Origin of the sequence: Streptomyces sp. NPDC059477 (assembly GCF_042749375.1) — a bacterium.
Taxonomy (GTDB): Bacteria; Actinomycetota; Actinomycetes; order Streptomycetales; family Streptomycetaceae; genus Streptomyces.
The window spans coordinates 25,860-46,941 of the sequence record NZ_JBHYUG010000038.1 but is presented as its reverse complement, the minus strand read 5'-3'; the positions used below and the strand labels follow the sequence as shown (position 1 = coordinate 46,941).

The following is a 21,082-nucleotide window of genomic DNA, read 5'->3' as shown; positions in this document are numbered from 1 at the left end:
GGTGGGGTGGCGCCCTCCGTCCGCGGCGCCCCCCCCCCCCCACGCCTCGGCCGCCCCCCCGCCCCCGCCCCCGCCCCCGCCCCGGGGGCGTGTGGTCGATGCCTACGGTTCTAGCGTGGCGCGGATGCGCGCGGCGGTCTCGGTCTGTCCTTCGGCCTCGAACATGCCGGCGAGGGCGAGCACGCGCCGTACGGTCGCCTCGGCCTCGCCGGCGCGGTCGGCCTCGCGCTTGGCCATGTCCCACGCGACATCTCGCTCGCGCCGTAGCGCGGTGAGTTCGGGGTCGCGTACGAACGCGCCGCGGCCGGCGATGACGGTCACGGCGTCCGTAGCCCGTAGTTCGGCGAGGCCGGCGCGTACGGTCGGGCGCGTTACGCCGAACTCGGCGGCGAGGGCATCCTCGGACGGCAGAGCTGACCCGGGGGGATACGTGCCGTCGGCGATGCGTTCGCGTAGGGCGTTCTCGATCTCGCGGTACTTCGGCGTGGTCACAGGAGCAGGATTCCACGCTCGACGGCCGTAATCACTGGCGGGCGAACTGCCAGAGGGACAGGGCGAGGCCGAGGGCGCCGACCAGGGCGGCCACGGATGGCAGGGGCCACCGTGCGCGTTCGAGGGCGTCGAGGCGCTGGTCGTGGTCGGCGATCTGCCGGTCGGTCTGGTCGCCACGCTGTACGAGCAGGGCGAGGGAACCGTCGACTCGGGCGAACCCTTCGGCCATGGTGCCGCGTAGCTTCTCCAGTTCGACGGCGACCGACTGCTCGGGCGGGGGTGGTTGGGTCACGCGGTACCGCCCTGGTCGTCGTCGACCAGGCCGAGGCCGACGCGGTCGAGCAGCTGCTCGACGGCGGGCAGGGCCATGACGCGGGCGAGGCCGGCGGCGACGGCGCGGCCTTGTTCGGGGCGAGGCCGGTCGGGAACTTCGGCGGGGTGTACTTCGCCGGCTCGTCGTCGGCGGCGTCGCCCTGGGCCCACTCGCGCAGTGCCGAGGGGGACAGGTACGCGATGTTCCGGTCGAGGGGGGTCGATGTGAACTGCCAGAACGTCACGGTGCGCCCGCTCGGCTTGGGCCGGGTAGCGGCCTCTGCTCGGGCGTAGGTCGCCGCGCCCCACGGATAGGCCGGGTACCACAGGGGCACCCCCGACGGGACGTGCCCGGCGGCGATGTCCGAGGCGGACGTGTAGATGCCGACGACCTGCCCGGGGAACGCCTTCTGCACCGCGGCGATCCACGCCGTGGCGTACGCCTTGATCTGGGCGGCGGTCCGGCCCTGATAGTTGCGGCCGTCGCTGTAGCGCTCAAGGTCGAGCCAGTGCAGGAACCCGGGGCCGGCGTACGCCTTGACGGCGGCGATGTAGTTCGCGGCCTCCTTCGTCGCGGACTGGTTCGGCCACGCGAAGTGATACGCGCCGGCGACCAGGCCGGCGGACTGTATGCCCTTGATGTGGGTCGCGAACCGGGCGTCGTGACTCTTCTCCCCCTCGGTCGCCTTGGCGAGCGCGAAAGTGAGGCCGTCGGCCTTGTGAGCCTTCCAGTCCTGGGCGGACTGGTACGCGGACACGTCGAGGCCGCGCGAGGTGCTGGTCATACGGGGTGCCTCCTGGGCATGAAAAAACGCCCGGCGCGGTGCGCGGGGCGTACGGGGTGTGGGGCGTCAGGCGACGCGTTCGAGCTTCAGATAGCAGCCGGCGAGCAGGACCGTTGCGGCGGTGTTGGACGCGCTCTGTGCCCACCGAAGGGTGAGGCTTCCGGCCGTGGTGCTCATGACCAATGCGCCTTGGAACGTGGTCCCGGTGGTGACGCTGAACGTCAGGTCGGTTCCCAAGTCGGCCGCGCCAGCGCCGTCGTTGTCGGTCCACACCATCGTTGCGCCGCTCGGTGCCGACCAGTCGGCGCGGAAGCCTCCGCCCCCGTTGGTCCACACGAGAACGGCCTCGACGATGTATGTCGCGCTGGCGACTACGGGCAACGTCAGGTGCGTGTCGGCGGCGACCGTGGCGGTACTGGTGCGGGAGGTGTCCGCGGCCTTGACGACGGCCTGTGTCTGTCCGACGCCCTGAACGATCACGTTGCCGCTGAACGTCTTGTTCCCGGCAACGGTCTGGGCTCCGGTGAGCAGTACAGCCGTGCCGGTGGCGACGGCGCCCACGTCGGCCGCGGTGTGGGTGTGGGTGGCCGTGGCGGCGCCGACGTCGGCCGCGGCGAGGGTGACGGCGCCCGTCTTGGCGTTGACGGACGTAACCGGCGCGGCGGCGAGGGCGAACACGGTTCCGTCGGCCTGGCGCACCTTCAACGTGCCGCCCTCGGCGTAGAGGATCGCCCCGCCGGTCGGGTTGCTGGCGGGCACCGTGGCGGCGTTGGTGATGCCGAGCACGCCCACGCCCCCGCCGACGTCCGCGCTTGTGGCTCCCAACTGCACCGAGTTGGCGAGGTAGGCGACGGCCGAGGCAACGAGGTTGCCGTTCGGCCCAACTCGGGTGCGGATGACGCCGGTTGAGTCCTGCCATTCCGCGACGTTGTTCGTGCCGTCGCCCTTGACGATCACGCGGCCGGTGAACGTGCCGCCCGTAGCCGGGACGGCGCCCACGTCGGCGGCGGCGAGGACGACCGCGGCGACGGACTTCCCGTTGACGGACTGCACCACACCAGGGGCGCCCGCTGCTCCCTGGGGGCCCTGAAGTCCCTGCGCGCCGGTCGCTCCAGTGGCGCCGGTCGCTCCGGTGGCACCTGTGGCGCCTCGTGCGCCGGCGGGGCCGACCAGGGAGGCGAGCCACTGGGCGACGGTACCCACGAACCCCGCCTCGACGGCGACCTCGTACGCGCTGTCGCCGCGTACGGCGACGTAGTTCGGCGTCGTTGGGTCGGTGGGCGCGATGTCGGCGAGGTCGACCTCGGGTGCCTCGGCGGGCAAGAGGACCTGATAGACGCGGTTCATCGACACGCCGGCGAGCTGTTCGGCGACCGAGTACGACCAGCTGCTCGGGTTCATGCCGGGGGCGTCGGTGGCCGGTAGCTCGACCTCGAACGCGCCCGTGGCGTCGAGCGGGACCGTGACGGGCCCGCCGAGGATCACGTCGTACGCGCCGAACGTGAGCAAGTTCGGGGCCCGGAAGACGACTTGCCCGGACAGGGGGCGGCCGTCGGGGAACAGGAAGCGTCCGGTTACGCGGACGGTGGGGATGCCCTCGGGGAGCACATCACACCCCCTCGGCAGACACGGCAGGGGCGGCGGTCGAGGCGTTCGCGGTGGCCGTGACCGGCACGTCGGGCGCCTCGTCCTCGGTGAAGGTGTTCCGGGTGTACGCGGAGTACAGGCGGGTTTCGCAGTTCTGGCTAGCTGACTTGGCGCGGTGATCGATCCGCAGCGTGAAGTACGACAGGAATTGCAGGCCGTCGAGCGGGTGCTCGATGGTGCGGCCGGTCCATGCGCCGGCCGCACAATCCCACTGGTCGAGTTGGGTCTCGACGCCGTCGTGTGTGAGGACAACGCGCACTTGCGCCCCGCCGGTGTTGGCGTACGTCGTCAGGTTCAGGTACAGGACGGCGTTATGGGCTGCGCTGGTGCCGACCCATGCCGGTTCATACGTGGTGCCGGTGTACGACTGCCGTTCGGTGGGGTGGAGTTGGACCGGTATCCACGGCCGGCCGAGGAATTCGTCGGAGTAGTAGTCATCCATCACGACCACGTTCCGGTTGCGGTCCCAGATACGGACCATCTGTCGCGGGGCGTCGTCGTCGGGGTAGGAGTTGGCACCGATGGCGAACGCGACGTCGCCAGTGTCGCGGCGCATCGCGGTGAAGTAGTCGCCGACGGTGGGCGACTGCCCGGTCTCGAACACGGGCGTGCCGTCGGGGTCGCGGACGAACAGGCGCCCGCCCTCGCCGATCACCACATCGCCGTTCAGCACCTGATTGAGGGCGGGCCGCATCTGCGCCCGCCCGCGCAACTGCCGTACCTCGCGTTCGAGGGCGGCGAGGCGGTCGAGGACGTCCTGCGGGACGTACGCCACGGCTAGGGAACCTCCAGGTACAGGCGGGCCGTCTCGGGGCGGCCTCGCTCGGGCGGGGTGATGGACAGGCCGACGACGCGGTACCGGGCGTCGAGCGTGTTGGGATGCCACAGGTCGCGGATGCGGAGCCGGATCGTGGCGCCGAGCAGGGCCGGCGTGATCGTGCCGCCGAGCAACACCTCGACCTCGGGTATCTGCACCGGGTTGCGGGCGGCGGTCCAGTCGGCGCGGGCGTGCGCGTCGAGAGTGGCCTGTTGTTCAACGGTGGTGTAGTCGCTGCTGCCGTCGAGGCGCGGCCAGCCGGCGGCGATATCGGCGTCGTCGACCAGCACGGGCGAGGTGAGCGGGTAACTGTCCTGCGCCTGGTTGCTGTTGACGCTGGCGCCGCGGGACTGCCACGCGTTCGCCTGGCCGGTGGCGTCGACCGGCCACGTGTAGGACAGGACCGGGCCGGGGTGGTCGAGCACGACCTCGGCGGCGCCCGCGCGGATGACGGGGTGTCCGAGTTGAAGCTGTTTGACTCGGCGGCCGTCGGCGTCTCGGAACGACGCGATGCGCCACTCGAACCCGTCCTCGACGGCGGCGAGGTCGTCGAGCAGGTCGCCGATGGTCGGGAGGTCGTAGCGCAGGTACGTACGGTCGCGCAGCACGCCGGAAACGGCGGTGTCGTACGTGACCCCGATGTTCCCGCCGGGTGTGTTCTGCACGTAGTCGACCAGGCCGCGCGCGATGTCGAGTTGGTCGACCTGCTCGGCGACCTGGGTATCGAACAACAGCCGGCGGTACAGGTACGACTCCCACCCGCCGGCCTGAATCTGCGCGCCGAGGAACCCGCGGGCGTCCGAGGCGAGGGCGAGCGTCCACAGGATGCCGCCCCACCAGATGTCGCGCCCGCGCTCGACCCACACGGCCGTTCGGCCGGGCACGATCGCCCGCCGGGCCCGCTCGGCAATGGCGCGGTTGGGAATCGGCACGGTGCCGGTCAACCGGCCTGTCTTGCCTATGTAGTCGTCGAGGGCGACGCCCTGTACGGGCAGCGCGTCGAGCAGCTGGTCGGAGCGCAGATCACAGAACAGCAAGCGGTAGGGGGATGACAAGATTCACCCCTTACCGCGCACAGCATGGCGAGAAATGGCCGTCCGGTTGGGTGTCCGCTTTTGCTGCTAGCTCGTTAGGTCGCCAAGCGAACGGGTGAACGATCGAGCGGTGGAGAGTCGAAGATGCCGAGCAGAAGGACTGTGCGCCTGTTGGGGGTAGGTCTCGTGGTGATGTTGGCGATCCTGATAGCAGTGGTCGCCGCATGGGGTGCGCGATCGGGAGGGGCTGACTGGCCGGATGCGCTTCAACGTGCAGGCATTGCCTTTGGGGGCACCGTGGCCGTGTGTGCTGCCCTGATAGGTATTTACTGGGCGATCGGGTGAATGATCAGCAGTGGCTACGGCACGAACTCGACGACGAGTTGACCGTCGCGTACGAACACGTCGGTGCCGGTGCTGCTGCCGCTGCTGATGTTCCAACCGGGAATGAGCGTGACCTGACCGCCCGGGGTGAGGCCGGGGCGGTAGACACGGCGCGAGGCGATGACACGGCCGGCCTGCGCGCTGATCCCGTTCGCTCCGCCGTGGGCTTCGGTGTAGGCGCCGGTCGCCCGCCACGTCATCCATGCCGTGGCGGCGGTGGTGTTGCGGTTGGACACCTGTCCCCCGACGGTGATGAACACGGCGCCGGACGGGGGCACGGTGAAGGTGATGCGGGGCCAGGCGGCGGCGGTGAAGTCGACGAACGCGCCGGTTTGGTTGAGCGGCGGGTCGGCGGCCTGCGCGGTCACCATGGGGCGGGTCGGGGTGGCGGGGTACTGCTCCCACGCGCCGGCCGCGGCGTCCCAGCGGTCGAGGCCTGCGCCGTTGTCGCGGTACTGGCCGTCGTACGCGCCGTTGAAGGCGAGGCCGTACCCGCGCGGGATGATCCCGCCGTAGGCGGAGGTGAAGCGGCGCCGGTCGGCGAGGGCCGACGACCAGGGGATACCGCCCACGCCGGCCGAGGCGCCGGCGGGCACGGTCACGTCCCACAGGCGCAGACAGGCCGAGGGCATGCTCGGCGCGGTCGGGGTCGCCGACCCCGTGCCGCGGATGATCTCGACCGAGGCGAGGTTCTGGCCGGCCTGGTCGAACAGCTGGTCGTACACGCGCAGGGCGACGGAGTCGATACGGGCGAACTGCGCCTCGCCGTCGGTGAAAGTGAGGGTTACGGGGGCGTCGACCGCTACCGGGTAGGCGCCCTGGGCGTCGGTGCCCTGTACCTGAGCGCGGCCGACGCCGATCTGTAGCGACATCGCCCCGGCGCTGGTCGCGGCGAACGGGTTCCCGCCGGCGATCACGCCGTCGCGGGTGCGCATCTCGGACTCGGGCGCGTAGGTGCCGACCGGCGTAAGGCGGGTGTCCTCGCGAGTCTGCGTGAGCGGCAGCAGCCATGCGGAACGCACGGTCACGGTGGGTTCTCCTTACCAGTAGGCCGAGCGGTAGCGCACGGTCGCCGACGCCGTCGGGTCGTTGCTGCCGGGCGCCGCGCGGAAGATCAGGGAAGCGGTGCCGGGGGCGAGCGTGAACGTCTGCTCGGGCACCGAGCGGGAGGTCGCGGTGTAGATCCGCGAGGCCGTGCCGTTGAGGACGACCGTCCCGGCGAGGGTGTCGACGGTGAGCACGTCGCCAGCGGCGAGCGGCATGTCGTACTCGATCGCGTCGCCGGTCGCGAGGTTCGTCAGCGACGGGCGAGTCACCGGCCCTCGGAACTCCACAGCGGGGTGGGTCTCGGCGTCGCCGGCGTTCGTCGTCGACAGGGCGCCGGTACTGCCCGGGTTGCCGAACGGGAGCGGCCACGACAGCGGCCACGACAGACCGGCCTCGGACACGGGCAGGGTCGCCGACACGGTGCGTTCGGCGAGTTCGTACCGGCGCGGGTCGGTGGCCTGCCACTCGATCGCCCCGCCGACGATGGTGCCGAGGCGGTACCCGAGGCCGGCGGGGATCGCCCGCCGGGTGGCGCGGGCGTACGCGAGCAGGGGCCCGCGCTCGTCGAGCCACACGACGAGCGGGCGCTCGTCGTCGACCGGCACCGTGCCGCCGTTGAGGGCGGCGACCACCGCGCCGATCGTGGCGCGCGGGGCACGGACGAGCAGGCCGTCGAGGGTGATCGTCCGGGCTTGGGCGAGCAGTCGGCCGGGGAACGCGCCGTGCGCGTCGGACCGCGCCACGGTCCCGGAGTCGAGGGCGGGAAGTTCCTCCCAACCCCCGATCGAACGCCACCCGTAGGGGGTGCCGGGGCCGAGCAGCAGGTCGCCGTATTGGACGTGCCCGGGGCGGGTCACCTGGTCACCAGCGGCCACGGTCACCCCCTCGCTTTGGCCAGCCACGCGAGGGCGCGGGCGTTGTCGTCAGGGGTGCCGTTCTCGGCGGCGTGCCAGTGCTCGACGTGCACCGCCGGGGCCGTCGAGGCGGCGGCGAACGGCGAGCCGTACCCGCCCGCGCCCGCCCCCGCGAGGGCGGGAACGGCGGGCGGAGTGACCAGCGTGGACATGACGCGGTCGAGGGCGCCCTGTCCGGCGCGGATACCGGCGACGACGCCAGCGGGAATCCAACGGCCGACCTCGCGCGCCATCACCTTGGAAGGGCTACCGATTCCGAGTGCCTTTGCAATCGGCCCCGGAATCATCTCTTTCGCGAATGAGATCAGCTGAGATTTCAGCCAACTGCCCATCGACTGAACACCCTTGAGCAGGCCGCGAACCAGGTCGGTTCCCTTGTCGTAGAGAAGGGTTTTCAGACTGCCGAGGGCGGACGATATCTTTCCCGGAAGTCCACGCACCCAATTGACAAGTTCCGTCGCCTTGGTGACCGTGCCGTCTTTGATGCTCTGCCAGTGTTTGAGAATCAGGCCCGGAAGGGTCCAGTTCAAAAAGAAGTTGATCAGCTTCTGAGGCAGGCTCTTGACGAACGCCACGACGGCATTCCAGACATTCAGCGTGCCGGTTTTTATGGCGTCCCAATGTGAAATGACGATTCCGACAATCGTCCACTTCAGGAACAGGTCTAGCAGGAACTGACCGACGGATTTGATCTTGTTCCAAATCCAGTCCCACGCAAGCGTGGTGTATTTGACGATGGAATCCCAGTTGGCGACGATCAGCGCGACCAGGCCGACAACGGCGGCGATCACCAGGGCGACCGGGAGCATGGACACGATCCACGCTGCGGCCATGCGGGCGGCCTGGATCGTGGCCTGTACGCCCATGGCGATCCACGCGCCCACCACGCTTGCAGCGGTAGCTACCGCTGCGGCGCCCTGAGCGATCCAGCCGGCGAGGATCGTCGCGTTCGCGGCGAGGAACGACGTTGCGGCGCCCGCTCCGGCGGTGCCCTGGGCGATCCAGCCGGCTACGACCGCCGTTGACGTCGTCCATGCCTGTGCGGCGAGGGCGACCAGCGTCGGCAGGAAAAACGCCGTGATCAGGGCGGCGGCGGTCGTGAACTCCGTGGAGTGGTCGGAGACGAATCCCGCCGCGGTGGCAACGCCCCTGCCGAACTTGAGGGCGTAGTCGGCGCCGGTCGTGAGCGCGGGCACGACGTACTTGCCCATGACGTTCACGAGCGCCTGCATGGCGCCGCGCTTGAACATTTCGAACTTCGTCGCGGCGTTGTCGCGCATCGCGTCGCCCGCGGCGTCGGTGGCGCCCTTGACCTTGCCGAGGGCGTTTACGGCGCTGCTCGGGTCGATGTTCATCAGGGCACGCGACAGGTCTTCCGACTGCGTGCCGAGCAGCTGCTGAGACAGCCGGAAACGCTCGGTGGGGTCCTTTACCGCCCGTAGCCGGTCGGCGATGGTATCCAGTGCCGCCTTTGCCTGCGGCCCGCCCTTGGCGAATGCCGCGGCCATCTGGTCGGCATTCAGGCCGAGTGCCTTAAGTCCTGCGGCCCCGGAACCATCCTTGACCCTGATATTCAGTTCTTTTAGCGCGTCGGCGACGATATCGGCGTCGCGCGCTCCGCCCTGCAACCCCTGTTGCAGAATGCCCATGGACGTCTTCGCGTCGAGGCCGAGGTCGCGGAACTGCGTCGGATATTCCGCGTACGTGTCGAGCAGATCCTCGGCGACGTTCACGCCGTTCTGCGTGCCCTTGACCAATACGTCGAGGGCTTCCGAGGCCGAGTCGGCTATGCCGGTTTTCAGCATGGTCCCGACGGCGCGGGTTACCTTGCTGACGTCCTCGCCCATGACGGCGGCGGTGTCGGCGACCTGCTTTCCCAGGGTCTCGACCTGGGTCTGTGTGGCTTCTGGGGGCAGCAGGCCGTTTCGGGCAATGCCCTTGATGGCCTCGGCCCCCTCCTCGACCGAGTCGACGATCGCCCCGGCGTACAGGTCGCCGGCGGCCTCGCCGTACTTCTTGGCCACGGGCCCGGTCGTGCCGAGTTGGGCCTGTATCTCGCCGGGGATCTTGCTCTGTTCGAGGGCCTGCCCTACGCCGGTCACCAGGGCGGCGCCGATGGTGGCGCCGACGGCGGCCCATCCGAACGCCTTCAACGCCCCGGCGCCCTCGTCGGCGGCGCGGTCGCTGCCGTCGGCCATGCCGTCGCCGATCGCGTCGCCGGCCTGCTGGCCGGCGCTGTCGGCGTCGGTGACCAGCCGTAGGCCGGTCGTGCGCATCCGGTCCTCGGTGCGCTGCATGCCGGCGGCGGCCGGGCGGTCGTCGACCTCGATCGTGGCGAGCAGTTCGCCGACGGTGAGGGCCACGCCGGATCACCTCCCGTCGGGGGTCATCCGGCGCGGTCGCCGGCGTGCGGCTACGCGGCGGGGATGCCGGTGATAGCGGCGATCTCGGCGGCGCTGGTCACCTTGCGGGGGGTGCGCGACCAGGCGCGGGCGAACCCGGACTCGCCCGGCAGACCGGCGACCAGGGCGAGGAACCGGCGGGTGGACAGGGTGGCGAGGTCACGGGCGGCGAGGTTGTACTCGCGGGCGAGGTCGCCCTCGACGGCGGTCCAGTGGGTCAGGACTGCTTGCCAGAACTCCGCCCCTTCTTCGGCTTCTTCTTCGGGGTTGCCCTGCGCTGCGCCCTGTTCGGCGCTGCGGCTTTTCCCGCTTCCTGCTGCTCGTACAGCTGGGCGGCGCGCTGCATGGTGCAGCTGCCGGGACGGCGGATGTTCGCGGCCGAGTAGATCAGCACCACGCCGAGCTGCCGGTCGTCCATGCCGTGCTCGGCCCACGTGTCGAGGACGTCGGCCCCAAAGAGGGTGGCGAGCATCTTCCGTACGTCGTTGGCGTCGCTGGAGTGCTGTACGCGCTCCATCTGCAACGTGAACAGGAGTGGCAGTGCCTCGGGGAGCCGGTATTTGGTGCCGTACAGGGTGAGGGACTGGCGCGGGCGGGTGGCGGACTCCTCGGCGAAAAACGCGTCGAAGTCGGCGGTACCCGCGCCGTCGGCGAGCTGCTGCTCGTCGTCGAGGTCGAGGTCGAGGTCGGTCACGGGCTCACCACTGCTTCCGTGGTCGCGGCGCCGCACCTGGTCATGGTGGCCGACCAACTCGTCTTGTCGTTGTTGCCTCCGCCCTGCTCGCCGGGCGTGACGGTGGAGTCCCACACGACCCACTGTGTCTGTGTCTCGTGGCGCCACCTGATCCGGTTGCGCGACTCGAACCCGAGGCGGTTCGTCCACACGTGGTCGATGTACGCCTGTCCGGGGTCCTGGGCCTTGGTGGTCTTGTCGATGCGGTATTGGCCTTCGACCGTGAGCGAGGCGCCGCGCTGCATGACGTCCTGTTCGTACTGGCCGTCGCTCTCGAACACGGTCGTGTCGACGGTTTCCTCGTTCTCCCCGGGGGAGTGCGTGAAGGTGTTGATGCCGGCGAGGGGAAGCCACGTGTCCGTGGACGCGCCGGCGTCCTCGACCTCGAACAGCCATCCGCGGGCGTCAATGGGCCGGCTGCTGCCTGCCATGCGGGAACTCCTTACGTGAGTGCGGGGCCGGAGACGTCGAGGTCGAAATTCACGACGTGCTCATGACGGCCGGTGCTGTCGGCGCCCATCGGGGCGGGGGTGCCGCGGGCGGCGGCGAGCGTGAGCCATGTCCCGTCGGGCAGCTGCACGCCGGCGAGGCCGTGCAGCGCGCGGTACAGGGCTTCGGCGCGGTTGCGGGAGACGCGCGGGTCGGGCCCGCCGCGCACGCGCACCTGTAGCCGGCGCTGCTCGGCGTCGTCGCGGGACTCGGGGGCCGCTCCGTCGTACAGGGCGAGGGACACGGCGGCGTCGGGCGCGGGCGGCATGGTCTCGACGAACAGATCGCCGGCGGTGCCGGTGGGGTCGTAGTCGACCAGGCCGAGGGCGTCGAGGTGGCGGGCGAGGCCGTCGAGCAGGTCAGCCACGGAGCGACCTCCGCACCTGGGCGGCGATGATGGCGGCGACCGTGTCGGCCTGCTCGGTCAACGGCCCTTCGAGGTACTTCGCCGACCGGCCGCTGTCGTGCCGGTAGGTCAGGTTTTCGTGCTGCCTGACGGCGTACGGGGTGTCGAAGCTGACGGCGGCGGTGAGTGCTTCCTCGTCGACCGAGGCGACGCCGGAGCGTTCGAGGGTGCCCTCTTCGATCGGCACGCGGGAGCGGGCGCGTTCGAGGACGTGTTCGGCGGCGAGGCGCAGACCTCGGACGGCTCCGGCGCGGGTGCCGCGCAGTGCGGCGGCGCCGTTCCATGTGAGGCGGGCTCGGGCGGTCACTCGGCGCTCACCTCCGTGCAGGCGGGCACGGGCAGACCCGGCGCGGTGTGGCGGGCGATGCTGATCGCCTTGGTGGTGCGGCCGTCGGGGAGCGTGATCCGCGACTCGGCCGGACAGTCGAGGTCGGGGGCGGCGATGATCTGCGCGGTGGATGTGACCTCGCGCCCCTGGGGGTCGCGCACGGTCTTGATGGTCTCGGCGACCAGGGCACGGACGTCGGCGACCGGCGGGCCGTACGTCGGGCCGTACGCGCTGTCGCCGCGGTACGGCTCGATGGTGATCCGGTGGACGAGCAGCCACTCGGGGACGTTCACCAGATCACCCCCGGCAGCAGTCCGGCGCGGGTGAGGGCGCGGTGCGCGCGGGGCGCGAGGTCGACGTCGCCCGCGGCGGCCGGTGGGTCCTTGCGGCCGGACAGGGACACGGGGCCGATAGAGACGCTGTCCCATCGGCCGGCCGCGCCCGTGCCGTCGTCGCCCGTGGCGGCCCAATACTCGATCTGTGCGCGCACGGCCTCGGCGAGGGCGGTCACGACCTTGGGATCGGTCGGCATGCCCGCGCTGTCGGTGCGGTAGACGGCGGTCAACAGGGCATCGTCGATGTCCTCGGACGCCCGCGCGAGCAGCCGGTCGGCGTCCGCCGGGGGCTGGCCGGTCCACACCTGTTCGGGGGTGGCGTAGACACGGCCCACGGATCACCCCTTGGAACGGGGACGGCCCGCGGGCTTGGTCGCCTGCGGGCCGTCGGGGCTGGTCGTGCCGGTATCGCCCGGCGGGTCGCCGTCGGCCTGCTCGTCGTCGAGCGGGGTCACGGTGTAGCCGTGGCGCCGGAAGTAGGCGACGGCGCCCTCGCTGTCGGTGGTGGCCTCGCCGTCGGCGAACCACACCCCCGCAACGCATCCGTTGAACTCCGCTACGGGAGTGGTCACCTGGTACATGGGTCACCTGACCTTGATGTTGCGGAACACGGACGCCGACTTGGTCGCCTTGAGGACGACGCCGACCGGCCCCATCTCGACCTCGCCGGTCTTCACGGCGCCGGCGCTGGAGAAATCAGGAAGCCACGTGTTCACCAGCTGCCCGCCCACGGTGGCCACGGCGTGGAATCCGTCGAGGCCGATCCGAACCGCGTAGAGGTCGGTGAGGCCGGTTGCGGCCGTGCCGCCCACGGTGCGGTTCTCGATGGGGATGATCGGCGCGGAGGTGCCGGGCTTCTCGCCGGGGTCCACGAAGGTGATCCCGCCGTAGCTCTCGCGCACGATGGGACGGCCGTTGTTGCCGATCAGGCCGTCGACCGGGTCACGGGTGTACTGACCGGCGCGGCGGGCGAGGGCGCGCACGCGCGCAAGGGCGGTGCTGTTGCCGATGACCAGCGACGGGGCGCCGTCGAGCAGAGACAGCCACTCGTCGAGGATGTCGAGGGCCTTCTGTTCGGCGCGCGGGTCGGTGTCGAAGTCGGTCCAGTCGGTCACCGTGGCGAGGCGGAACTCGGTCGAGCTGCCGGACAGGGCCTTGTCGAGGCCGTCGAACGAATCCTCGTCCTCCGCGCTGTCTCCGTTGATCACGGCGTCCTGGAACTTGGTCCGGGTCGCCTTGATCTTCTGCTGCATGTTGAGCGTGACCGCGTTGGACGCTGCCGGACCGATACGGGAGACGACGCGGTCGACCTGGAAGCTACCGCCGAGGACGGCGAGATCAACGCTGTACCGCTGCGTCTTGACCTCGCTCGGCGCGTACTCGGTGTTGATCTTGCGGAAGCTCGCTGTCGGCTGGGTGATCAGCCGGCGGTACGAGTAGCTGAGGGTGTCGCCTCCGCCGGCGGGGTTGACGACGTCGTTGAAGACGAGCGAGTCGAGTAGAACGGATTCCTTGCGGAACTCGTCGATGACCTGAACGTCGACATCGTCGGTCGCGTTCTGCTTGGCCTCGTCGAGGGTCACGGGCATGGGGGCTGCTCCTGTCTGGGGTTAGCTGCTGAATCGGGCGGCGATGGCGTCGGCGAGGGTGGCCGGGCGCTTGTCGCCGGTCGGCGGCCCGTTGAACTCGGCGCCGCCGCGGGCCGGTCCCGTCGCCGGGGTGCCGAGACGGGGGTTCGCCGTGACGGCGGCGGTGATGGCGGCGGTCAGTGCGGCGGTGTCGCTCGGATCGATCGCCTCGACCGCGGCGCGGAAGGACACGGAGTCGAGCAGGGCGAGCGGGTCGGCGCCCGCGGCCGGCGCGGTCTGGAGAACGGCGGTCTGTACGGCGGCGGTGCGGGCCGCGGTCTGGCTTTCCGTGAGGGCGCGCTGTGCCCACTGCGGCAGACGGCTGATGTCGCCCTCGACCGCGGGTGTCACCGGTGCCGGCTGCGGGGGCTGCGGCTGCTCGGCGGGGGCGGGCGGGGCCGGTGCGGGTACGGCCGGTGCGGCGGGTGTCGGCTGCGGGACCGGCGCGGGGGCGACCGGCGCGGGCTGCTGCTGAGGTACGGCGGCGGGCGTCGGCGGCGCGGTCGGGGCGGGCGCGGGTGCGCCGGTCGGCTGTCCGCTCGGCGGGGCGACGGGGTCGCCCTGCGGCTGTCCGCTCGGCGCGGTCGAGGGCGGGGCCGGGGTCGTCATGGGTGCACTCCTGGTGCGCTTGGGCCCGCTGGGGCGGGCGTCAGGGCATGAAAAAAGGGAGCCCGCGCGGATGGCGGGCCCCCTCGGGGTGGTGCTGTCGGTGGGTTACTCGGCGGCGGCCGTCGCGGGACGTTCGCGGGCATAGCCCTTGATCCATCCCGTACGCAGCAGGGAGTCACGGGGGTACGGGCATGTCCTCACGTCGTCGCCGCGGCGTCCGGCCTCGGCTCCCTCCGTGATGGCCCGCACGATGTCCTCACGCGTCCCCACGTGCTCACCTCTTGTTCTGCTGGTCGGACTCGTTATGACGCGCCCCGGTCGCCCATCGCTGTTCGCGGCCGGTCACCTGCTCGATGAACTCGGCCTGTGTCAGCCGGCCGTGCTCGGCCCACCACTCTTTCAGTTCGTCGCTCGCCCGCGCGTACGCGATTCGAGCCGGACCGGAGAAGAGTTCAGCCGGATTGATCCCGGCGGCCTTGGCCTTCTTGTTGAGGAGATACCCGTTCGTCGCGTCCTCGGCGGCGAGGTACTGGCGATAGACGTACTCCTCGTACATGGCGCGGGCCTCGGCGCGGGTGACCCGGCGGGCGGTCTCCTCGGTCACCCCTCGCGCGGCGTCGGCGGCGATGGCGGCGGCCAACTCCTCGGCGAACGCGTTGTCGTCGGCGAGGGTGCCCCATGTCTCCGGGTCCGGGGCGGGGCCCATCGCTTCGGCGAGGGCGTCGCGGTCGGCGAGCAGGTCGTCAACGGTGTTGCCGGTCGCGGCGGGCGGCGGCAGTTCGACGGCGTCGCGGCGGTCCATCTCGGCGGCGATCCGAAGTAGTTCGTCGTTGGTGGCGTACTGCATGCACCAGGCGAGGGCGTCGTCGCCCACGTCCGCGAGATCCGCGGCGAGGTTCCCGCCGGGGAAGTACGTCGCGAGCAGGTCGCGGCGGCGGGCCTCGGCGTCGAGGGCGGCGCGTTCGTCGGGTCCGGCGGTGCGGGCGCGGGCGGCGAGGTCGTGGTCGGACAGGCCGACCAGGTCGCGCCGCACGCCCGGTAGCCGGGCGGCGAGGTCGCGGCGGTCCATCTCCGCCATGACGCGCAGTGCGTCGCTGTCGTCGAGGTGGGGGAACGCGCGGGCGAGGTCGTTGTCGCTGAACGCGAGCAGGTCGTCGGCGAGGGTGCCGCCGGGCCGTACGCGGTCGAGCAGGTCGTCGAGGTCGCGGCGGTCGGCCTCGGCCGCGATCCGCGCGCGGGCGCGGTCGTCGAGCAGGCGGGAACCCTCGGCGGCGGCGAGCTGGTCGTCGCTCATCTCCCGTAGAGACTGGTCGTCGCCCGACCACACGCGCGCGGCGTCGACCTGCTGCGGCGTCGGCTCGGTGCGCGGGGCGGGGAGGTTGGACGCGCCCGGCTGCTCGCGGTGCCGCAGCCGGCGTAGGTCGGGGTGTGCGGCGAGGTGGTCGCGCATGGCGCCCTGCCACTGTCGCGTTTTCGCACGGGCGGCGCGCTGCGCCTCGGGGGTGACGGCGGCGGCCTCGCGGTTCTTCCATCGCCTGATGTTCCGCTCGATCTTCCGCTGTCGCTGCCCTGCCTCGTAGCCGGCGGGGTCACTGGTCGCGTCCTCCACACGCGTGATGCCGGGGGTGTACGCGGACACGCTGTGACGGCAGTTCGGATGCTGGAGACCGGCGCGGCGCGCTTCGTCGAGCGAACCGGCGACGCTCACCCGGACCGTGCGGCCGTCATCGGTCGCGTGCTCGGCCTCGACCGTGCGCTCGCCGTCCGGCCCGCCCACGGTCAACACCTGGCGTTCCCACGGGCGGCACAGCGGGCACTCGCGCGGGGAGTCGGAGACGATGACCAGGTCGACGCCGGCCTCGGTGAGCGTGCGGGCGTGTGCCTCGGTCGCGGCGCGGCCGACGGACGTCCGTACGGCCATCTCCGCGTAAGAGGTGAGTTGCCAACGGCGCCCGGCGCGGTCCGTGAACGACGCGATACCCCGGTCGGCGAACCGGCGCATGGCGTCCTGCGTCGCCTGTCGGCGGGTGCCGGTGCCGAGCAGGGGCGTTGCGGTGACCTCGGCGACGACCGTCCGGTACTGGTCGTCGACCGCCCGGAGAATCGAGCGGTGCGTCGCGGTGAGCCGGTCGACGGTTTCCTGTGCGAGCCGGTCGACGGCCTGAGCGTTCGGCGTGACGTCGTCGACCAGGCGGCGGCCGTCGTCGGACAGGGCGCCGATTTCGGCGACCGCGGCGCGGTGTCCCTCGTTGTACGCCTCGGCGACGGCGTCGAACACGTCGAGGGACATCGCCTTGCCGAGTTCGTCGACAACGCCCTGTGAGGCACGGCGCACGGCCTGAACGGCGGCGAGCTTCCGCTCGACCCACCCCGGCGCGTCGAGGCCGTCGGCGAGCTGCCGGGCGATGATGCCCAACAGCCGTTCCTCGGCGGCGGCGTACAGGTCGCGGGTGGTGTCGGCGAGGTCTTCGACCATGCCCGGATGAATGGGCATCGGCTCACCTCCCCCGGCGGTTAAGCGGCGAGGGGGAAGTCGCCGACGGGGTCGGGCGCGGCGGCGCCGGTCTCGGCGAGGATCGCCCGCACTTCGGCCTGTACGGCGGTGTCGTCCCACGTCGGGTTAAGGATCTTCACCTTTGTTGCCGTGCTGACGGCCCCGGCGCGGTTGAGCAGGTCGAGCGTGGTCGCTGTCTGCTCGGCGGACTCGGCGACGCCGTCGCCGAACTCCACGCGCGGCCGGTCGGGCGTGATCCTGCTGCCGAACAGCTTCGCGTCGAGCAGCAGCAGGACATGACACATGTCGGCGACGGCGTGCCGCCAATAGCCGGCCTTCTTCCGGCGGGTGACCATGCTCCGGGCGTCGCGGGCGTCGACCTCGGTCGCGGTGACCGGCGCTCCGTCACCGTCGAGGCCGAACGACTGGGGGCTGTAGCCGGCCGACTGGGCGGCCTCGCGTGTGATCGCCTCGGTGGTGCTGCGGTGCTCCTCGACCCTGATGTCGAACTGATTCAGGGTGATTCCGGCGCCCTCGTTCGGCGGCATCCGCAACGAGTGCCAGACTTCGCGGTCGTCGTCGAACGACGCCCCGCGGCCTGCGCCCTCGTTCCTCATGTACCCGTCCGGGACGATCAAACGGGCGCGGGCGAGGCGGATGTCGCGCATCCACGATGTCCACGTTTCGTCGAGGCTGTCGAACAGGTCGTAGATCGGGGCCGCGTAGTCCGAGCGTCCGATCGGTGAACCGCGGTGCAGCCGGTTGGGCAGCACGTTGGGGACGTACGCGGCGGTGAGCTGCTGAATGCCGGTCGTGATCGTGTCGCCGTCGGCGTCGAGGCTGTCGACCAGGTCGGCCGTGTCGGGGTGCTCGGTGAGCGGCACCCGGCGGCCGACGTTGTCGGCGGTCCCCTCATACAGCGCGTGCACGATGCGGCCGGGCTCGTGCCGCTCGAAGTGCCGCCATACGGTCGAGGTGGTCGAGCCTTCCAGTTCGCGCCAGAAGTTCACGGCGCGCAGCAGGCCGAACCGCCACTCGGGTACGGCTCCGTCGGGCTGCATGACGGTGAGCAGGGGGCGCGGTACTAGGTCGCGGTCCCACGTCACCCGCAGGAAGACGCCGGACAGGGCGGCGGCCTGCTCTGCGGCGCCGAGGAACACCTGTTGGGCGCGGCCCTCGTCGAGCAGCTGGTCGAGGCGTTCCTGTGTCGGGGTGTCCTCGACGGCGATCGTCGGCATGTCGGAGAACAGCAGGGCGGCCGAGGTCGCGGCGATGTCGCCGGCGAGGGGGACGTGTAGCCGATGGTCGCGCCGGTCGAGGCGGTGCTCGAACGACCGGCGCCCCCACAGACGGCGCCGCTCGGCGGGGCGCGGGTGGTTGGTATAGACGCGGCCGAGGCGCTTTCGGTCGCCGCTGTACCACGCGTCGTCGATGCGCATCGTGTCGAAGTGCGGGGCCCACGACGGGGGCGGCCACGCTGCGCCATTGTCAGGGAGTGCCATCGCCGCCCCCTTCCTGCTCGGTCTCGAACGCCTCGGCGGCGCTGCGGAACAGGGCGGCGAGGGCGGGGCGTACCTCCTCGCCGGGGGCGAGGGACAGTTCCCCTACCTCGACGGTGTGCTCGCCGACGGTGAGGCGTACGGGCAGGGTGAGCGCTGCGGACATGGCGGCGGCCTCCTTATGCGGCGAGGGTGAGCAGGTGCCGCCACTCGTGGGCGGTGGAATGCACGGCGTAGCGCAGTGCGTCGCACGAGTGGTCGGCGACCTTGACGGGCTTGTCCTCGCCCTTGTCGGCGGCGGCCGTGTCCCATACGTAGCCGGGCAGTTCGTCGAGCAGTCCCTCGCACGACCGGTGTATCCGCAGCAGACCGGCACCGAGCAGGCTCGCCACGGACCGGATGCCGTCAACGACCTCGTTCGAGGCGCGGGCAACGCCCTCGTACGAGTCGGCCCACAGTTGCGTGATGAACGATGCCGCGCTCGGGTCGACGAACGTCCACTCGGGAGCGACGCCCTGCTCGGCAACCCACGTGCGCAGCGCGGCGCTGTACTGGGCGTCGGTCATCTGCCGTTGCGCGGTGCGGGAGTCGTGGCGCCACTCGGCACACGCGTACAGCCGGCCGTCGACTCCCTCGCCGAGCAGGATCGCCGAGGTGGCGTTCACGGTGCCGTAGTCGATGCCGATCCAGTACCGGCGCATGGCCGGCAGGGTGTCGACGACGTGCTCGGACTCGTCGAACATGTCGTAGATGGCGCCCTCGGCCTGAACCCACAGACCGAGAACGTTCCGCTTGTAGAACAGGCCGGTGTGCGTCGACTTGATCCGGGCTCTGTACTCGTCGTCAAGGCCGGGATTGTCGTCCAACTGGAAGTGCCACGACCTGAGCCGGGCCTCTTCCGGCCTGAGCAGGTAGTCGCGGCGTAGCCAGTGATTCGGGTTGTCCGGGTTCGTGGTCGCGAAGATCTTCGACCCCGGCACGCTGCACCGTGCGGTGAGCTGGTCAAAGAACGACTTGGGGAGCGTGGTCGCCTCGTCCACGTACGCGCCGGCGCACGTCAGACCTCGAACCTTCGGCTCGGCCTGGGCGTCGTTGGCACCGAGGGCGTGCACGGTGCGGCCGAGGACGGTCGCCGTCGGGGCGCCGGCGGTGTACTGGACGTCTTGGGCGACCTCGCCGAACACGTCCGGGTTCATCAGCGGGCCGAACACGTTCCGGGCGAGGCTGTCGCGGGTGCGCCCGACCATGACCAGCTCGCCGCCGGTCGGCGGGTCGGCGACGTACCCCAACCACCGGAGCAGGCTCGCAATGGTCTTCCCGCTACGAACGCTGCCTTCCCACAGGTTGAGGAACGCGGCGGCCTCGACGATCGAATCGACCTGCTTCGGCGACAGACCGAGGTCACTCGTCATCGTCGCCGTCCGGTGAACTGCTGTGCCGCTCGGCGTAGTTGCGGGCGAGTCCTTCCATGAGGCGCCCGATCACGGAGCGGGAGCGCTCGCCGGCCTCGTCGCGCGGCGGGGCGAGCTTGAGGGACCGGTCGAGGGCGGCCCCGGCGGTGGCCATCATGGTGCGCCGGTCGGCGGGGGTCGGCTCGTCCTGCCACTTCTGGGCGTAGGTGTGATCCTTCCCGCCCCACTCGAAGTAGAGGTGTGGCTCGGTCATCCGGCCGATTTCGCGCTCGGCGACGTCGTGCAGGGTGACGGCGAGGTCGGCGCGGCGCGCGGCGAGGTCGGCACGGCGCACGCGGGTGGCGGTCTCGACCTCGGCGGCGCGGTCGAACGTGAGCGGCGGGTCGCACGCTGCGGCGATCTTCGACACGGTCGAGGGCGACCGCTCGATCGCCCGCGCGATCTCGTTCCGGCTCTTGCCCTGGGCGTGCAGTCGGCGTACCTGCTCGCGGTCGGCGTCGTCGATGGGGCGTCCCACGGGCGGTCACCTCCCGCGGGCATGCGAACGGCCCGGCGCACAGGGCGTGCCGGGCCGTCGGGGGATTGGGTCAGGCGGTCTTGCAGAACGTCGCAAGCGCGGTGTTGATCTGCTTCGCCTCGGCCTCGCTCACCTCGTGCGAGCTGGTACCGAACCGCTGTTGAGCGGCCCAATCGACTTTCGCTGAACCGCCGTTGATGGCGGAGCACTGGTTGCGGCTGTTGTCGATGGCCTTGTCTTCGTCCGCGACCAGGTCGGGACTGACCTTGCGCAGTGCGGCGAGCAGGGCGGCGCGCGTCTGGCCGGTCGGCTCCGCCGGAATGCCGGCGTCGTGCAGAGCGGCGGCGGCGTCGCTCGCGCTCACGGATTCGGGCGCGGCCGGTGGCGCCGACTTCTTCGCCGAGGCGTCGTCATTGCTGCTGCTGCACGCGGTGAGTGCTGCGAGGGCGGCGACGGCGGCGAGGGTTAAGGCGGTGGCGCGGTGCTTCACGGGTTGTCCCCCCACGGTTGGTAAGCGTTACGTAAGAGGGACGTGTGACAGGCGGGGAACGGTTGCGGGGGGGCATACGAACGCCCCGCCGGGGGGAGCGGCGGGGCGTTCGAGGTAGGGCGTCCGTATGCGGGCACGCCGAAGACGGGTCCAACAATAGGTCACGGAACGATAACGGCGCAACTGGTCTTGTCCGACGGCCTCGCCCGCGCGCACGACGGCCCGCGTCCGGACGCGCGGCGCGGCGCGGCCCCCCCGGGGGTGTGAACCGCGGCGGGCCGGGGGGACCCACCGGACGGGAGAGGGGC

25 protein-coding genes and 1 pseudogene are annotated in these 21,082 nt (G+C 71.1%); 1 reads left to right on the top strand and 25 read right to left on the bottom strand.

All coding sequences use genetic code 11. From position 1 onward, the window contains the following. Positions 1-102: 102 nt before the first annotated feature. On the bottom strand, positions 103-492 hold the full coding sequence (locus ACFXAZ_RS20430; protein ID WP_384592881.1) for a winged helix-turn-helix domain-containing protein: 390 nt from the start codon (positions 490-492) through the stop codon (positions 103-105). Positions 493-523: 31 nt separating this feature from the next. Continuing rightward, a complete protein-coding gene (locus ACFXAZ_RS20425; protein WP_384592878.1) occupies positions 524-784 on the bottom strand; it encodes a hypothetical protein in 261 nt (86 codons plus the stop codon). Between ACFXAZ_RS20425 and ACFXAZ_RS20420 the strand changes: the two genes are divergently transcribed. After that, complete coding sequence (locus ACFXAZ_RS20420) at positions 772-1,098, top strand: hypothetical protein (RefSeq protein WP_384592875.1); 327 nt, start codon at positions 772-774, stop codon at positions 1,096-1,098. The genes ACFXAZ_RS20425 and ACFXAZ_RS20420 overlap by 13 nt on opposite strands. On the opposite strand, the pseudogene ACFXAZ_RS20415 reads toward ACFXAZ_RS20420, so the two are convergent. The 23 genes and pseudogenes from ACFXAZ_RS20415 to ACFXAZ_RS20305 form a co-directional block, all read right to left on the bottom strand. Further along, a pseudogene (locus ACFXAZ_RS20415) lies at positions 1,083-1,589 on the bottom strand (glycoside hydrolase family 25 protein); the annotation flags it as partial. The gene ACFXAZ_RS20420 and the pseudogene ACFXAZ_RS20415 sit on opposite strands and share 16 nt — an antisense overlap. A gap of 66 nt (positions 1,590-1,655) precedes the next feature. Continuing rightward, positions 1,656-3,197 (bottom strand): hypothetical protein, encoded by a 1,542-nt coding sequence (locus tag ACFXAZ_RS20410; RefSeq protein WP_384592872.1) that lies wholly within the window; start codon positions 3,195-3,197, stop codon positions 1,656-1,658. A 1-nt stretch (position 3,198) separates the two neighbouring features. After that, the gene (locus tag ACFXAZ_RS20405; RefSeq protein ID WP_384592870.1) at positions 3,199-4,011 is read right to left on the bottom strand and encodes a hypothetical protein; all 813 of its coding nucleotides are present in this window, start codon (positions 4,009-4,011) and stop codon (positions 3,199-3,201) included. A 2-nt stretch (positions 4,012-4,013) separates the two neighbouring features. Further along, positions 4,014-5,108 (bottom strand): hypothetical protein, encoded by a 1,095-nt coding sequence (locus tag ACFXAZ_RS20400; RefSeq protein WP_384592867.1) that lies wholly within the window; start codon positions 5,106-5,108, stop codon positions 4,014-4,016. A gap of 338 nt (positions 5,109-5,446) precedes the next feature. Beyond that, positions 5,447-6,499, bottom strand: a complete 1,053-nt coding sequence (locus ACFXAZ_RS20395) for a hypothetical protein (protein ID WP_384592864.1) — start codon at positions 6,497-6,499, stop codon at positions 5,447-5,449. Positions 6,500-6,511: 12 nt separating this feature from the next. Then, positions 6,512-7,393, bottom strand: coding sequence for a phage distal tail protein (locus ACFXAZ_RS20390; RefSeq protein WP_384592861.1), 882 nt, complete (start codon positions 7,391-7,393; stop codon positions 6,512-6,514). Between the two features lie 2 nt (positions 7,394-7,395). Continuing rightward, positions 7,396-9,795 (bottom strand): phage tail tape measure protein, encoded by a 2,400-nt coding sequence (locus ACFXAZ_RS20385; protein WP_384592858.1) that lies wholly within the window; start codon positions 9,793-9,795, stop codon positions 7,396-7,398. A 256-nt stretch (positions 9,796-10,051) separates the two neighbouring features. After that, the gene (locus ACFXAZ_RS20380; RefSeq protein WP_384592855.1) at positions 10,052-10,528 is read right to left on the bottom strand and encodes a hypothetical protein; all 477 of its coding nucleotides are present in this window, start codon (positions 10,526-10,528) and stop codon (positions 10,052-10,054) included. After that, positions 10,525-10,998 (bottom strand): phage tail tube protein, encoded by a 474-nt coding sequence (locus ACFXAZ_RS20375; protein ID WP_384592851.1) that lies wholly within the window; start codon positions 10,996-10,998, stop codon positions 10,525-10,527. The genes ACFXAZ_RS20380 and ACFXAZ_RS20375 overlap by 4 nt, the downstream gene beginning before the upstream one ends. A gap of 11 nt (positions 10,999-11,009) precedes the next feature. Next, entirely contained in the window at positions 11,010-11,423 is a 414-nt protein-coding gene (locus ACFXAZ_RS20370; RefSeq protein WP_384592848.1) for a minor capsid protein, read from the bottom strand. Then, a complete protein-coding gene (locus ACFXAZ_RS20365) occupies positions 11,416-11,769 on the bottom strand; it encodes a hypothetical protein (RefSeq protein WP_384592845.1) in 354 nt (117 codons plus the stop codon). Before ACFXAZ_RS20365 ends, ACFXAZ_RS20370 begins: the two co-directional genes overlap by 8 nt. Next, on the bottom strand, positions 11,766-12,083 hold the full coding sequence (locus ACFXAZ_RS20360) for a hypothetical protein (protein ID WP_384592842.1): 318 nt from the start codon (positions 12,081-12,083) through the stop codon (positions 11,766-11,768). Before ACFXAZ_RS20360 ends, ACFXAZ_RS20365 begins: the two co-directional genes overlap by 4 nt. Beyond that, a complete protein-coding gene (locus tag ACFXAZ_RS20355) occupies positions 12,080-12,460 on the bottom strand; it encodes a hypothetical protein (RefSeq protein ID WP_384592840.1) in 381 nt (126 codons plus the stop codon). The genes ACFXAZ_RS20360 and ACFXAZ_RS20355 overlap by 4 nt, the downstream gene beginning before the upstream one ends. A 3-nt stretch (positions 12,461-12,463) precedes the next feature. Continuing rightward, positions 12,464-12,697, bottom strand: a complete 234-nt coding sequence (locus ACFXAZ_RS20350) for a hypothetical protein (RefSeq protein ID WP_384592837.1) — start codon at positions 12,695-12,697, stop codon at positions 12,464-12,466. Between the two features lie 12 nt (positions 12,698-12,709). Then, a complete protein-coding gene (locus ACFXAZ_RS20345; protein ID WP_384592834.1) occupies positions 12,710-13,714 on the bottom strand; it encodes a major capsid protein in 1,005 nt (334 codons plus the stop codon). Positions 13,715-13,735: 21 nt separating this feature from the next. Then, positions 13,736-14,362, bottom strand: coding sequence for a hypothetical protein (locus ACFXAZ_RS20340; protein WP_384592831.1), 627 nt, complete (start codon positions 14,360-14,362; stop codon positions 13,736-13,738). A gap of 105 nt (positions 14,363-14,467) precedes the next feature. Further along, positions 14,468-14,632 carry an Rmf/CrpP fold protein gene (locus ACFXAZ_RS20335; RefSeq protein ID WP_384592829.1) on the bottom strand — a complete coding sequence of 55 codons (165 nt, stop codon included), beginning with the start codon at positions 14,630-14,632 and terminating at the stop codon, positions 14,468-14,470. A 4-nt stretch (positions 14,633-14,636) separates the two neighbouring features. After that, complete coding sequence (locus ACFXAZ_RS20330; protein ID WP_384592826.1) at positions 14,637-16,856, bottom strand: phage minor capsid protein; 2,220 nt, start codon at positions 16,854-16,856, stop codon at positions 14,637-14,639. Positions 16,857-16,876: 20 nt separating this feature from the next. Next, positions 16,877-18,358 (bottom strand): phage portal protein, encoded by a 1,482-nt coding sequence (locus tag ACFXAZ_RS20325; protein WP_384592823.1) that lies wholly within the window; start codon positions 18,356-18,358, stop codon positions 16,877-16,879. After that, entirely contained in the window at positions 18,345-18,521 is a 177-nt protein-coding gene (locus ACFXAZ_RS20320) for a hypothetical protein (protein ID WP_384592820.1), read from the bottom strand. Before ACFXAZ_RS20320 ends, ACFXAZ_RS20325 begins: the two co-directional genes overlap by 14 nt. A 13-nt stretch (positions 18,522-18,534) precedes the next feature. Then, positions 18,535-19,767 (bottom strand): PBSX family phage terminase large subunit, encoded by a 1,233-nt coding sequence (locus ACFXAZ_RS20315; protein ID WP_384592817.1) that lies wholly within the window; start codon positions 19,765-19,767, stop codon positions 18,535-18,537. Next, on the bottom strand, positions 19,757-20,284 hold the full coding sequence (locus tag ACFXAZ_RS20310; protein ID WP_384592814.1) for a helix-turn-helix domain-containing protein: 528 nt from the start codon (positions 20,282-20,284) through the stop codon (positions 19,757-19,759). The genes ACFXAZ_RS20315 and ACFXAZ_RS20310 overlap by 11 nt, the downstream gene beginning before the upstream one ends. A gap of 70 nt (positions 20,285-20,354) precedes the next feature. Further along, positions 20,355-20,774, bottom strand: a complete 420-nt coding sequence (locus tag ACFXAZ_RS20305; RefSeq protein WP_384592811.1) for a hypothetical protein — start codon at positions 20,772-20,774, stop codon at positions 20,355-20,357. Positions 20,775-21,082 lie beyond the last annotated feature (308 nt).